Origin of the sequence: Tessaracoccus lubricantis (genome assembly GCF_039544535.1) — a bacterium.
Lineage (GTDB): Bacteria > Actinomycetota > Actinomycetes > Propionibacteriales > Propionibacteriaceae > Arachnia > Arachnia lubricantis.
The window spans coordinates 260030-273753 of sequence record NZ_BAABLV010000036.1; the positions used below are offsets into that span (position 1 = coordinate 260030).

Genomic DNA, 13724 nt, shown 5'->3' on the forward strand with positions numbered 1-13724 from the left:
GGTCCTCGGCTCACTGGGCGATCTGGGTGATCTCGAACGGCTGCGGCTTCTGCGCAGCGTGGGGGTGCTCGGGGCCCGCGTAGACCTTGAGCTTGCTCAGCATCTGACGGGAGAGCTTGTTCTTCGGGAGCATGCCCCAGACGGCCTTCTCGACGGCGCGGCGGGGATCCTTCTCCAGCAGATCGCCGATGGTGACGGCCTTGAGGCCACCCGGACGGCCGGAGTGCGTGTAACGGAAGTCATCCGCACGCTTGTTGCCGGACAGCGCGATCTTCGATGCGTTGACGACGATGACGAAGTCACCGGTGTCGACGTGGGGCGCGAACTGCGGCTTGTGCTTGCCACGCAGCAGGTTTGCGACCTGGGAGGCGAGGCGACCCAGGATGATGTCTTCGGCATCGATGACGTGCCAGTTGCGGGCGATCTCGCCCGGCTTTGGGGTGTACGTAGACACAGTCCCACTTCCATTCATACTTAACTGATGGGGGTTGCACGCCGGGACAGCGCCCCGATAGGCCCCGAAAATGGCGTACAACAGCGACCCAGTCTAAGTGCCCGGCGCCCCATCTGCAAAACCAGACTCCGCTCCCTGAGCGTGGCACGACGAAGGGCCGGTCCCTGAGCGTGGCATGTGCGAGAGTGCGCTTGTCCTGAGTGTTCGCGAGGAACGAGCGAATCAATCGAAGGAAGCACCAGGACACGACGAAGGACCCCCGCAGCTTCCACGACACCCTACGCCCGTTCCCTGAGCGTGGCCCGTGCGAGAGTGCGCTTGTCCTGAGTGTTCGCGAGGAACGAGCGAATCAATCGAAGGGAGCACCAGGTCACGACGAAGGGGCCCGCAGCCGACCCAGCACCCCCACCAAAGACGTTTGGGGATTCGATGACAAACGTCATCGATATTGACCCCCTGTTCGTTTAGAATAGTGGTCATGAACGAGACGGTCGAGTTGCTGCAACGCGCGATGGCCGCGTTGTGGGATTCTGCTGCCTCCCTCAGCCCCGACGGCGCCCGCCGGCCCGAACGCCTCCGCCTGGTCGAACTGATCGCCGAAACCAAGGCACAACTGGCCGGGCTGGAACTCCACCTCCTCGAGGACGCCTGGACTTCCGGTGACCTGATGACCGTCGAAGGCGTGCGCAACTCCGTGCGCGCGAATACCGGTCAGTCCCGCGCGGCGTTCAAGCTGGCGCTCGACCTGGGCGGCCGCTTCCCACTGATAGCCGCCGCGTTGCGCGACGGCACCATCTCCCTCGAACAAGTCCAAGCAATCGTGCACGCGCTGCGGAAACTGCCCACCTCGTTGTCCCGCGCCGAGCTGGAGAAGTGTCAGGAGTCGATCCTGCGGCACGCCCACGAACTGGGCCCCGACGAACTACGCGCCCTGTCGGTCAAGCTCTACGAAATGGTCGACCCCGACGGCGCCGAAGCAGACGAGAAGAAACTCGAAGCCCAGGACCGTCGCGCGATGCGCAACAGGTTCCTGCGGATCACCCCCGACCACCACGGCGGGATGAAGATCACCGGCCTCCTCCCAGTGGCGAGGGCGGAGTTGCTGAGGGCTCAGTTGGAGGCGGTCGAACCGCCCCTGTCGTCCTACCGCGAAGCCGACGAACTCCCCGACAAGGAGACGCGCCGCGCGGATGCGTTCATGCTGCTCATCCAGACCGCCGCCGCCACAGGGAACCTCCCCGCGCACGGTGGGGACCGGCCCCAGGTGCACATCACCCTCGACTACCACACCCTGATCACCGGCCTCGGCAAGGCGGGCGTCATCGGTGCCGAGAACCTCGACGGGCTCTCCCCGGGGGACGCGCGGCGGCTCGCGTGTGACGCCGACATCATCCCCGTCGTGCTGGGTGGCGAGTCGAAACCGTTGGATGTGGGTAGGGCTCACCGGATGTTCCCCGCCGCGATCCGGACCGCGCTGATCCTGCGTGACGGGGGCTGCGCGTTCCCCGGCTGCACCGTCACACCCCGGGCCTGCGAAGCACACCACATCGTCCCCTGGTGGGCAGGCGGCATCACCTGCCTCGCCAACGCCGTCCTGCTGTGCCCGCACCATCACCGGCTGGTGGAACCTGACCCGGACCAGTCACCCGAATCGCAGTGGCACGTGCACCTTGACCCCGACACCGGACTGCCGTGGTTCACCCCACCCACACACATCGACCCCGGCAGAACACCCAAACTCCACCGCCGCTTCCACCTCCGCACCATCCTCTACGAACACTCGCAGGACCAGCCACCGGGCCGGGCCCGGGACGGCAGCCACCGGCGAGTACCCCGCCGACACAACCTCGGCCGTCGACTACCACGCGGACTCACCGCACCCACCCAGGCACCACCACGCCCAACACCCCAACCCCCACCCCAACAAAGCGAATCCTCACCCGCCTGGCGGTATCAGGAATGAACAGTGGGCGCCGCATTCACCCGTCGGCTGACGGGTTTGGTAGGTCTATTGACGGGGTCGGCGCCCGCCGCCCGACCGGGCGCACTAACGTATGTGCATGGCCTCAAAGATGAGTTCCCAGATCACGATCACGTCCCCGGACGACGTGCGCAATGTCGTCCTCGTCGGCGCGAGCGGATCGGGCAAGACGACCCTGTTCGAACACCTCCTGCGGGCGCGGGTGGAAGGATATCGCGGCGAGAAGGAAACCCAGGAGCGTGCCGCCACGCTGTGGCTCGCCTCAATCCCCGCCAATGACGTCCAGATCAACCTCCTCGACGCACCGGGGCACCCCGACTTCGTGGGTGAGCTCCGCGCAGGGCTGCGCGCAGCCGACGCCGCGGTGTTCGTGGTCCCCGCCGGAGACGACATCGACCCTGCGACGGTGGCGTTGTGGGAGGAATGCGCCGAGTCCAACACTCCGCGCATCATCGCCATCACCAAGCTCGACCAGGGGCGCGCCACGTTCGCGTCGATGGTCGCGGCCTGCCAGGAGACCTTCGGCGACGGGGTGATCCCTGCGCTGATCCCGCTGGAGAAGGACGGGGCCAACGTCGGCAACCTGTCGCTGCTCAACAAGCGCGCACACGACTACTCCAGCGGGCAACGCGTCTCCCGCGACTCCACCCCCGAGGAACTCGAACTGATCGACGCGGCACGCGCAGACCTACTCGAGGCGATCATCACCGAGGTGCAGGACGACGACCTCATGGAGCGCTACCTCGAGGGCGAGGAGATCGCAGTCGAGGAGGCCAACGCCGCACTGCTGCGTGCGGTGGTCGGCGCTCGCTTCTTCCCCGTGCTGCCGGCGCACACCACCTCCGACAAGGGCACCGAGGAACTGCTCCGGTGGATCGAGCGCGGCTTCCCCCCACCGTCGCTCCTGCCGGTCCCCGAGGTGACCACGCCCAACGGCGCCACGCTGCCCAAGGCCACCTGCGACCCCGACGGGCCGCTGATCGCCCAGGTCGTGCGCACCACCTCGGACAACTTCGGGCGGTCCTCGCTCGTCCGGGTCTTCAGCGGCACGCTGCGCGGCGACCAAGTGGTGCACGTGTCCCGCAACCGCGAACTCTTCGGCTCGGCTGCAGACCCCATGCATCCCGACCACGACGAGGAGGAACGCATGGGCCCGATGTCGGCGCCCTACGGCACCGAGTTCACGCCGCTGAACCAGGCCATCGCCGGTGAGATCGTCCTGGTCACGAAGCTGTCGAAGGCGGAGACGGGCGACACGCTCTCGTCGCCCGAGCGTCCCACCCTGATCGAGCCGTGGGAACTGCCCCATCCCCTGCTGCCCGTGGCGGTCAAGGCCGCGACCCGTGGCGACGAGGACAAGCTGGCCGGAGCCCTGTACCGCATCTCGATGGAGGACACGACGGTGCGGCTGGAGCGCAACGCCGAGACCGAGCAGCAGATCCTCTGGGTGATGGGCCAGGCGCAGAAGGACCTTGCCCTCAGCCGCTTGAAGGATCGCTTCGGGATCAACGTCATCGAGGAGGAGGTGCGTGTCCCGCTCCGCGAGACCGCCCTGAGGCCGTCGAAGGGCCTGGGCCGCAACGTCAAGCAGTCCGGCGGGCACGGGCAGTACGCCATCTGCAACATCGAACTGGAGCCGCTCGAGCGTGGCTCCGGGTTCCAGTTCGTCGACAAGGTCGTCGGCGGTGCCGTGCCGCGGGCCTACATCGGGTCCGTGGAGAAGGGCATCGAGCAGCAGCTGAAGATGGGCACGAAGTTCGGCGTCCCGATGGTCGACGTGCGGGTCACGCTGTACGACGGCAAGGCCCACTCCGTGGACTCCTCCGACATGGCGTTCCAGGTGGCCGGGCAGTATGCGCTGCGCGACGCCGCCGAGAACGGCACGGTCGGGTTGCTGGAACCGATCGACCGCGTCCGGGTGGCCGTGGCGGACCAGTACCTCGGTGCGGCCCTCACGGACCTCGGCGCCCGCCGCGCCCAGGTGCAGGGCACCGAGATGGACGGCAACGGGCACGCGGTGATCGAGGCGCTCGTTCCGGCCATCGAACTGGTCACCTATCCCATCGACCTGCGCGGCGTCGCGCAAGGCACCGGCACGTTCACCCGCGAGTTCAGCGGTTACGAGCTGATGCCGCAGGAGGCCTGGCCCGCCCACAACTGAGGCAGGACCGTTGGCCGGGCACCGCCGTCGGTGCCCGGCTCAACCAGCGACGACGTCCAGCAGCGCGTCGGCCACCTCTCGCTTGGAGCCCGACGCCTCACGCACGACCTCGTCTGACGCGTCCAGCACGTACAGGGTGTTGTACGCGGCCTCGAACCCAGTGGTCCACCCCACCTGGTTCACCGCCAGGAAGTCGACGCCCTTCTTCCTGAGCTTCCGGCGGCCCCGTTCGAGGTAGTCCTCCCCGGTCTCCGCCGCGAAGGCGACGATCCGCTGCCCCTCCCGACGCTGCGCAGCCAGACCGGCGACGATGTCGTCGTTCTCCGCGAGCACCAGCGTGGGCACTCCCCCGGCCTCCCTGGTGAGCTTGCCCTCGGAGACCTGCGCCACGCGGAAATCGGCGACGGCAGCAGCCATGATCACCACGTCGGCCTCCGCCGCCAACGTGCGCATCACCTCGGCGAGGTCGGCCGCCGAGCCCGCCGTCGTGATCTCGATGCCGGGGCGTTCCGCTTCGCGAAGCACGTCGCCCTCGATGTTCGCGGCCGCCAGCAGGACCCGCGCCCCCCGTTCCGCGGCGGCGACGGCGATGGCCACGCCCTGCCTGCCGCTCGAGCGGTTGCCGATGTAGCGCACCGGGTCGATGGGTTCCCGTGTGCCACCCGCCGACACGGCGAGCGTCACGCCGGCCAGGTCACGGCGTCGCTCGAGCAGCGCCATGGCCGCCGCGTGGATGGCCTCCGGCTCGCTCATCCGGCCCGGGCCGGAATCGCCGCCCGTCAGGGGGCCGTCGTCCGGGCCGACGACGTGCACGCCGCGTGCCCTGAGCGTGGCCATGTTGGCCTGCGTCGCCGGGTGCAGCCACATCTCCGTGTGCATCGCGGGGGCCACCAGCACCGGCGCCTTCGTCGCCAGCAGCGTGGTGCCCAACAGGTCCGACGCCAGGCCGGCAGCCATCGAGGCGAGCGTGTTGGCCGTGGCGGGCGCGACGATCACCAGGTCCGCTTCCTGCCCCAACGCGACGTGCCGCACACGGGGCACGTCGTCGTGGACGGAGGTGGTCACCGGGCTGCGGCTGAGCGACTCCCACGTGGGCCGCCCGACGAACCGCAGCGCGTCCTCCGTCGGGACGACATGCACCTCGTGGCCGTCGCCGATGAGCAGCCGCACCAGGTGCACTGCCTTGTACGCCGCGATGCCGCCGGTCACACCCACCACAATGTTCATGTCCGTGATTCTTCCATCCGGGTAGGCTGGCATGCCATGTGTACCGTGGTGATTCGCGTGCCCGAGCCCGGCCCGGCCCGCGTCCGGCTCCTGGCGATCCGGGATGAGGACCCAGGCAGGCCGTGGCGCCCGCTGGGCCAGTGGTGGCCCGAGCATCCCGAGGTCACTGGCATCCAGGACATGATGGCCGGGGGCGCGTGGTTGGCCCACGACCAGCGGCAACTGAGCGTGCTGCTCAACCGGCCCGGCGGGCCAGGGGAAGGCATCATCCCCACCACCCGCGGCAACCTCGTCATCGGCTCACTCACCGGCCAGCAGGTCCCCGAGACCCCGACCACGCTGGGGTTCAACCTGGTGGAGGCCACGTTCGACGGAGTACGCGTGACCTCGTGGGAGGGCGGCCGGACGGAGACGACCGACCTGGCACCGGGCACCCACATGGTGGCCCACTCCGATGTGGACGACCACGACTCTGCACGCATCGCCCACTGGCTCCCCCGCTTCGCGGATGCGCCTACGGAGGGGGTGCGCTGGTGGACCGAATGGGCCAAGCTGCTCGACGACGGCGGCCGCGAACTCGACCCCACCGACGACCGCGCCCTGATCCGCGACAACCGCGCCCACGGCTACCCCACGCTGTCCCTGCTGGCCGTGGTGGCTTCGATCGGCCCCGGCGGTGTCACCGCAGAGATGGGCGTCCTCGCCCAGCCGGGCGTCTGGGACCACCTGGCTCCCCTGTGGCCGAAGCCCTGAGCCGCGGCAGGGTCAGAGGATGCCGCCGGTGGACACGATGCGCTTGCCGAACGGGAAGCACGTGACGGGGATCATCTTCAGCGACACCCACGCGTTGGCGATGCCGACGATCGTCAGCGACTGGGCCAGCGCCGACACCACGTGCAGCAGCGCCAGCCACCAACCGGCGACCACGAACCACACGATGTTCATCAGGGCCGAGCCCCAGCCTGCGCCCGGCTTCGGCTCGACCGTGCGGCCGAAGGGCCACAGCACGTAGTTGGCCATCCGGAAGGACGCCAACCCGGCCGGGATGGTCACGATGAGGAGACACGCGATCACCCCCGCGACCATGTAGCCCAGGGCCAGCCAGAAGCCGCCCAGGATGACCCAGATGAGGTTGAGAACGGTGCGCATCGATGACTCCTCGCGTTGATGGGTGCGTTGGTAGGTCAAGGCGCCTCCCAGTCTAGTTCGGGGCGGTCACCGGTAGGCTTGGCCGGTGACTTCCCGACCCCCACGCCCGCGCCGCGACGTCGTCAGTTTCGTGCGCCGCAGCACCCGCATGAACGAGTCCCAGGCCAAGGCATGGGAGCGGCACGCCGCGACCTACCTCGTGGAGATCGCGCGCGGCGCGATGGACACCTCCGTGGCGCCGGATGCCACCGTCGACTGGGCCGCCGAGTTCGGGCGCGAGGCACCGTTGATCGTGGAGATCGGCTCCGGGGCGGGCGACTCCCTCGTGCCGATGGCCGCCGGCCGGCCGGAGTGCAACGTGGTGGCGTTCGAGGTCTTCGAGCCCGCCGTCGCCTCCACGCTCGGCCGCCTCGGCCGCGACGCGGTGACCAACGTCCGCATCGGCCTGGTCGACGGCGCGCAGGCGCTCCCCCGCCTGTTCGACGACGGCTCGATCACGGAACTGTGGACCTTCTTCGCCGACCCGTGGCACAAGACGCGCCACCACAAGCGTCGACTGGTGGATGCCGAGTTCGCCGACGTCGTCGCGGCCAAGCTGGCCCCGTCGGGCGTGTGGCGGTTGGCCACCGACTGGGAGGACTACGCGCTGTGGATGCGTGAGCACCTCGACGACCACCCGGGCCTCGTCAACGTGCACGGCGGCTGGGCGCCGCGCCTGGCGGAGCGACCCGTGACGAAGTACGAGGCCCGCGGGCTTGCGGCCGGGCGCACCGTCCACGACCTCACGTACCGGAGGGCCGATGCGCCTCAGGATTGACCTGGCCTACGACGGCACCGACTTCCACGGCTGGGCCACCCAGCCCGGACTGCGCACGGTGCAGGCCACGCTCGAGGAGTGGATCGGCACGGTACTGCGGCTGCCCGCGCAACCGTCGCTGGTGGTGGCGGGCCGCACCGACGCCGGCGTGCACGCCCGGCACCAGACCTGCCACGTCGACCTGGAACTCCCCGACGACCCGTCCGAGACCCTCGAACGACGGCTGCGCCGCGTGCTGCCAGACGACATCGCCATCAGGTCCGTGGCGCCCGCCCCCGAAGGGTTCGACGCGCGCTTCTCCGCCATCTGGCGGCGCTACTGCTACCGGCTCAGCGACGGCGTGACGGACCCGCTGCTACGCGGCCACATCACCCCCGTGCGCGAGCCGCTCGACGTCGGCGCGCTCAACGCGGGCGCCCACCTGCTGACCGGGTTGCGCGACTTCGCCGCATTCTGCAAGCCCCGCGAAGGCGCCACCACCATCCGTGACCTCCGCGAACTGAGCGCTCGGCGCCGCGACGACGGCGTGGTCGAGGTCCACCTGCTCGCCGACGCGTTCTGCCACTCGATGGTCCGCTCGCTGGTCGGCGCTTTGACCGCCGTGGCCGCCGGCCGCCGCACCCTCGCGTGGCTGGAGGACGTCGCTGCCAGCGGCGTGCGCCACGGCGAGGTGCAGGTCATGGCCGCCCGCGGCCTGACGCTCGAAGGGGTGGGCTACCCGCCCGACGACGAACTCGCCGCCCGAGCCACCGCCGCGCGCGCCGTGCGCACCCTGGAGGAGTCATGAGCCATTACTTCCACACCCCGGACGAGCCGCTGGTCACCCACGAGTTCGACGCCACGATCTTCGGCAACGACCTCACGTTCACCGCTGCCGGCGGCGTCTTCTCGGGCACTCGGCTGGACCTGGGCACCTCGGTCCTGCTCCGCGAGGTCGATCCGCCCGAGGAGGGGCATGTCCTCGACCTCGGCTGCGGCGTCGGCACCATCGCCGTCGGGCTCGCGGTGGCGGCTCCCGGGGTGACGGTCGACGCCGTCGACGTCAACGCCCGCGCCGTCGAGCTGACCCGGATGAACGCGGCCCGCCACGGCGTCGCGGAGCGGGTCCACGCCGTCGGACCGGACGAGGTCGCGCCGGAGGCCCGCTACGACGAGATCTGGTCCAACCCCCCGATCCGCATCGGCAAGCAGGCCCTGCACGAGCTGCTGCTCACGTGGCTGCCCCGACTCCGGCCCGACGGGGTCGCCTGGCTGGTCGTCGGCAAGAACCTGGGCGGCGACTCCCTCCAGCGGTGGCTCACGGACCAGGGCTTCCCGACGGAGCGCGTCGCCTCGGCGAAGGGGTTCCGGGTGCTGCGCGTCGCCGCGTCGCAGGCGTGATGTTCCCCGCCAGCGGAACCCCGTGAGAAGTTGAAGCGGTGACCAAACGGGCCGCATAGGATGGAAGTCGTCAGCGCGCCACGGCGCGAGTCAACGATCAGGAGACACCATGACCTACACCCTTCCCGACCTCGACTACGACTACGGCGCACTCGCACCGCACATCGCGCCCGAGATCATGGAGCTGCACCACAGCAAGCACCACGCCGCCTACGTGGCCGGCGCCAACACCGCACTGGAGCAGCTGGCCGAGGCCCGCGACAAGGGGGAGCTCGGCGCCGTCAACAAGCTCGAGAAGGATCTGGCCTTCCACCTGGGCGGCCACATCAACCACTCGGTCTTCTGGAAGAACATGTCGCCCAACGGCGGCGGTGAGCCCACCGGTGACGTCGCCGAGGCCATCGGCGAGTTCTTCGGTTCGTTCGACGGTTTCAAGAAGCAGTTCAACGCCGCCGCCAACGGCCTGCAGGGCTCCGGCTGGGCCATGCTCGTGTGGGACACCCTCGGCCAGCGCCTGAACATCAACCAGCTCTTCGACCAGCAGGCCAACGTGCCGGTCGGCCAGCTGCCCGTGCTGCAGCTCGACATGTGGGAGCACGCCTTCTACCTGCAGTACAAGAACGTGAAGGCGGACTACGTGACCGCTTGGTGGAACGTCGTGAACTGGGACGACGTCGCCCAGCGCCTCGCCGCCGCGAAGAACGCGCAGATCACCTACTGATCCTGCTGTGACAGAAGGCCCCGGGCGCACCGCCCGGGGCCTTCTTCCGTCTGGGGTTCAGTTGCTGGCGGCCTTGAGGACGGCCTCCAACACCTGCTCGGCCGTCTCGTAGCCGTAGGGGTCGACGAGGATGTGGCTCCCGTCGGGCCGAAGCAGCTTGCCCCCCGCCCGCGAGTCGTCGCACAGCGCCTGGCCGTCCGGGGCCTCGGGCTCAGGGTCCTTGCACAGCAGCGGGTCCATGCGGAACGTCTCGACCCGGTCGTCGCGGGCAGCGAGGTCCACGACGATGTCGTTCCAGCGGCGGCGGTACTCGTCGTGGTTGACCATGAGGTCGAGCAGCGGGTGGCAGTCGTCCTCGGTGCACCTGCTGAGCATGCCCGTGCCCGGCCGCTCGGTCTGGGCGATCACGAGCGTGGCGCCCTGGGCGGTCAGCCGGTCGACGCTGGCCGCGAGGTCGGCCTCCAGCGCCTCCCAGAAGACCTCCTCGTCGGGGCCGACGATCCTGCCGTCGAGCCACCGCTGGTGCACCTCGTAACGTGACCACCAGAACACCGTGCCGGGACGGTCGGCCTCGATCTTCTCGGTCTGGATGTCGGCGACCATGCGGCAGTCGCCGGCACCCTCGTGGTCGGCCTTGAGATACTCCTGCAGCTCGATGGCAAGCGGGGGGCAGCCGCCGCGGGAGGCGTTGTCGACGACGAAGCCGTTGTCGGTGGCGACCTGGTCGAGCGACTCCATCAACCGGAACGGCACGGAGTCGCCCACGACGATGACGAGGTCGGGGTTGGTCTGTGGCGCGGGCGCAGCGCCGGGGCTGGCCGGCCCGGCCGGCGGGCGCGTGGCGGGCACGGGCAGCCCCCGAAGTGCCGTGGCCCACGTCATGATCACGACCATGATGACGGCCACCGCGATCATGGTGCGCTTGAAGTCGAGCCACTTGGTGAACCTGCCGCGACGGATGGGCTCCTCCACGAAGTGGTAGCTCAGTACCGCGCACACCAGGGTGGCGACGAGCGCGACGGGCGCGCGCAGCATCCGGAACTCCTCCTGGTGTGCCACGTCGAGCCACACGCTCCACGGCCAGTGCCACAGGTAGAGGCCGTAGGAGATCTGGCCGAGGTAGGCCATCGGCGCCCAGGCGAGGAAGCCGGACAGCATCGTGGGCGGCGACACCACCAGCGCGCCGATCAGCAGGGTGACGCCCACGCTGAGCAGCACCGCGCCACCCTGGAAGTAGAAGGTGCTGGGCCCGGCGAGGAACGGCAGGACCGCCACCGCCAGCACGATGCCGATGCCGGCGATCACGCGGTGGTGGCGCCAGAAGACGGTGCGCACCGAATGGTTGGTCATCACGATGGCCAGCAGCGCCCCGAGCAGCGGCTCGAACGCCTTGGTGTCGGTGCCCATGTAGGCGCGGTCAGGGGAGGCCGGGTCGAACAGGAGCATCAGCAGCAGCGCCGAGACCACGATCAGCACGGCACAGGCCACGCCGATGATCGTCACGGTGCGCTTCCTGGCGCCGAACTTCGCTGCTGCGAAGGCCAGCACGCCGATCAGGATGGGCCAGAAGAAGTAGAACTGCTCCTCGACCGCCAGCGACCACATGTGCAGCAGCAGCGACGGCGTGCCGTCGGAGGCGAAGTAGCTGTTGGCCCCCATGAAGCGCCAGTTGCCCAGGTACAGCACCGTCCAGAAGATGTCCCAGCTGGCGGCGGTCTTGCGGAACAGCGGCATGAGGAACGTGGCGTACAGCAGCACCAGCAGCAGGATCAGCGTGGCCGCCGGCAGCAACCGTCGGAAGCGGCGCTGCCAGAACTTCGCGTACTGCGGCTTGCCGTGGCGTTGGGTGTCGCGCAGCAGGCCGGAGGTGATGAGGTAGCCGGACAGGACGAAGAACACGTCGACGCCTGCGAACCCGAGCTCCATGTTGGGCACGCTCAGGTGGAAGGCGATGACCAGGGCCACGGCGATGGTCCGCAAACCGTCGAGGCTGGGCACATAGGTGATGTTGTCCGGGGGCTGCTGCACCCCGGGAGTCTAACCCGTCACGACGGTGAACCCGTCCCCCGACTCCCCTTGCGGCCATACACCCAGGGGGCCACCTCGCGGCCGCCGAGCCAGGCGCGCCACACCTCCAGCACGACGAAGGCGATCATCCACGTGCCGAGCGCCCAGCGGGTCACCCGTCGCAGCGGCAGCTCCCGCGTGAGGGGGATGAAGTTGACCGACCCCACCCGGTTGGCTGCTGACGAGGCGCAGGCGTCGAGTTCGTATCCGCCGACGTCGACCTTGGCCCACGTGTGGCCGCGCAGCCACCACGGGTTCTGGAAGCCCCGCACGCGTGCGGCGTGCACGAGTCGCGCCTTGAAGCCGAGCTCGCGCAGCACCAACAGCAGCACGGTGTTGTACTGGTGCGACCATCCGCGGTGCGAGGCCAGCGCACGCTCCGGCGTCTCCCACACGTGCCACAGCGAGTAGTACGGGAACGCATGGGCGACGGCCACCACCGCTTCGTCCGCCAGCGCCCGGCCGGTCGACCCGGTGGCCCGGCACTGCTCTGCCAGACCGGCCACGGTGTGCGGCCCCGCCACCATCGGCCGGCGCGGCGACATGGCCACCACCGGCAGGAAGGCAGCGGCGAGCGCCGCCGCCGGTGACCAGCCGAGCCTGATGCGCCTCTTCCGCCTCACGGGCGTTCCCCCTTCTTGCTGCGAACGAATCCTTGCAGTTTTCGGTACGGCACCTCGTCGGCCAGGTCGCGGTGCAGCGCGAGCATCGAGTCGATCGTGCGCTGCCACGGATACTGTTCGGCGCGCGCCCGGGCGGCGCGTCGCAGGTCCGGACCCAGCCGGGGCAACAGCCGCTCGACGGCGTCTGCCAGCGCCAGGGGGTTCGCCGCGCCGCGCTCCCCCGACGTGGCGTCCACCAGTTCACTGGCGCCGCCGCTGGTGGCCGAGACCACGGGCGTGCCGCACGCCATCGCCTCCAGCACCGCGAGGCCGAACGTCTCCGCGGGGCACACCGACAGCGAGATGTCGTGCTGGGCGATGCGCTTGGCCACCTCGTCGCGGCCGGGCACGAAGCCGTGGAAGAACACGGGCGCGTTGCCCGCGATCGCCTCCAGTTCGGCCTTGTCGGGGCCGGTCCCATAGAGGTCCAGCCGCACCGGGTGGCCCCGTCGGTGCAGCTCGACGACGGTGGCCACGGCCAACTGGGGGCTCTTCTCGTGCGAGAGCCGCCCCACGTAGCAGAACTTGATGACCCCGTCGTCGGCTGGCGCACCCTTGCTGGGATGGAACGTCTCCAGGTCCACCCCGAGCGGCACCAACGCGAGGTTCGCCCCGGTGTTGGCGAACTCCTCCTCCGCGAACCTGCTGGTCACCACCACGGCGTCGAAGTTGCGCGAGAGCCGGCGGTTGAGCCCGCCGACGACGGCCTCGACGCCGAAGGTGGAGCGCACGAACATCGCCAGCATGTCGGAGAGCCGCTCGTGCGAGAACAGCACGGAGCCCACGCTGCGCTTCGCCGCCCAGTTGGCTGCCGGCGACAGGGTCCACTTGTCCGAGACCTCGATGGTGGTGGGGCGGAAGCGGTCCAGCACGTCCAGCGCCCGCCATGGCCGGGCGATCATGCGGTACTGCTCGGTCACCTTCGGCGCCCGGACCTGCACGATGATGCCGGCCTCGGTCTCGAGCACCTGGTCCTTCTCCCCCGGCGCCACGAAGATGCGGGTGTGCCCGGCGTCGACGTAGCCCTGGCCCAACGTCTCGATGACGACCTTCATGCCCCCCGACGTGGGGCCGACGAAGTTGGCCAGCTGGGCGATGCGCATTG

13 protein-coding genes are annotated in these 13724 nt (G+C 69.5%); 7 read left to right on the top strand and 6 right to left on the bottom strand.

Features of this window, described 5'->3' with window-relative positions; genetic code table 11:
• Positions 1-10 precede the first annotated feature (10 nt).
• Entirely contained in the window at positions 11-454 is a 444-nt protein-coding gene (rplM, locus tag ABEA30_RS12320; RefSeq protein WP_345583247.1) for a 50S ribosomal protein L13, read from the bottom strand.
• Positions 455-932: 478 nt separating this feature from the next.
• On the opposite strand from rplM, the gene ABEA30_RS12325 reads away from it, so the two are divergent.
• Together ABEA30_RS12325 and ABEA30_RS12330 are read left to right on the top strand one after the other, a co-directional pair.
• Positions 933-2417, top strand: coding sequence for an HNH endonuclease signature motif containing protein (locus ABEA30_RS12325; RefSeq protein ID WP_345583249.1), 1485 nt, complete (start codon positions 933-935; stop codon positions 2415-2417).
• 97 nt (positions 2418-2514) lie between these two features.
• The gene (locus tag ABEA30_RS12330) at positions 2515-4596 is read left to right on the top strand and encodes an elongation factor G-like protein EF-G2 (protein ID WP_345583251.1); all 2082 of its coding nucleotides are present in this window, start codon (positions 2515-2517) and stop codon (positions 4594-4596) included.
• A 39-nt stretch (positions 4597-4635) separates the two neighbouring features.
• Here the strand turns inward: ABEA30_RS12330 and coaBC are convergent, their stop codons facing one another.
• Entirely contained in the window at positions 4636-5823 is a 1188-nt protein-coding gene (gene coaBC / locus ABEA30_RS12335) for a bifunctional phosphopantothenoylcysteine decarboxylase/phosphopantothenate--cysteine ligase CoaBC (protein WP_345583253.1), read from the bottom strand.
• Positions 5824-5859: 36 nt separating this feature from the next.
• Between coaBC and ABEA30_RS12340 the strand changes: the two genes are divergently transcribed.
• The gene (locus ABEA30_RS12340) at positions 5860-6576 is read left to right on the top strand and encodes an NRDE family protein (protein WP_345583255.1); all 717 of its coding nucleotides are present in this window, start codon (positions 5860-5862) and stop codon (positions 6574-6576) included.
• A gap of 12 nt (positions 6577-6588) precedes the next feature.
• On the opposite strand, the gene ABEA30_RS12345 is transcribed toward ABEA30_RS12340, so the two are convergent.
• Entirely contained in the window at positions 6589-6972 is a 384-nt protein-coding gene (locus tag ABEA30_RS12345; RefSeq protein WP_345583257.1) for a YccF domain-containing protein, read from the bottom strand.
• An 85-nt stretch (positions 6973-7057) separates the two neighbouring features.
• Here ABEA30_RS12345 and trmB point away from each other — a divergent pair, with 85 nt between their 5' ends.
• The 4 genes from trmB to ABEA30_RS12365 all read left to right on the top strand — a co-directional run bounded on the left by trmB (position 7058) and on the right by ABEA30_RS12365 (position 9890).
• Positions 7058-7789: a tRNA (guanosine(46)-N7)-methyltransferase TrmB gene (trmB, locus tag ABEA30_RS12350; RefSeq protein WP_345583259.1), complete on the top strand. Its 732-nt coding sequence runs from the start codon at positions 7058-7060 to the stop codon at positions 7787-7789.
• Positions 7773-8576, top strand: a complete 804-nt coding sequence (gene truA / locus ABEA30_RS12355; RefSeq protein WP_345583261.1) for a tRNA pseudouridine(38-40) synthase TruA — start codon at positions 7773-7775, stop codon at positions 8574-8576. The genes trmB and truA overlap by 17 nt, the downstream gene beginning before the upstream one ends.
• A complete protein-coding gene (locus ABEA30_RS12360; protein WP_345583263.1) occupies positions 8573-9169 on the top strand; it encodes a class I SAM-dependent methyltransferase in 597 nt (198 codons plus the stop codon). Before truA ends, ABEA30_RS12360 begins: the two co-directional genes overlap by 4 nt.
• 109 nt (positions 9170-9278) lie before the next feature.
• Positions 9279-9890: a superoxide dismutase gene (locus tag ABEA30_RS12365; RefSeq protein WP_345583265.1), complete on the top strand. Its 612-nt coding sequence runs from the start codon at positions 9279-9281 to the stop codon at positions 9888-9890.
• Positions 9891-9947: 57 nt separating this feature from the next.
• Here the strand turns inward: ABEA30_RS12365 and ABEA30_RS12370 are convergent, their stop codons facing one another.
• The 3 genes from ABEA30_RS12370 to ABEA30_RS12380 are packed head-to-tail and all read right to left on the bottom strand — an operon-like array spanning position 9948 to position 13722.
• Complete coding sequence (locus tag ABEA30_RS12370; protein WP_345583267.1) at positions 9948-11918, bottom strand: acyltransferase family protein; 1971 nt, start codon at positions 11916-11918, stop codon at positions 9948-9950.
• A 17-nt stretch (positions 11919-11935) separates the two neighbouring features.
• Complete coding sequence (locus tag ABEA30_RS12375) at positions 11936-12580, bottom strand: hypothetical protein (protein ID WP_345583269.1); 645 nt, start codon at positions 12578-12580, stop codon at positions 11936-11938.
• Positions 12577-13722: a glycosyltransferase gene (locus ABEA30_RS12380; protein ID WP_345583271.1), complete on the bottom strand. Its 1146-nt coding sequence runs from the start codon at positions 13720-13722 to the stop codon at positions 12577-12579. Before ABEA30_RS12380 ends, ABEA30_RS12375 begins: the two co-directional genes overlap by 4 nt.
• Between the last annotated feature and the right edge of the window lie 2 nt (positions 13723-13724).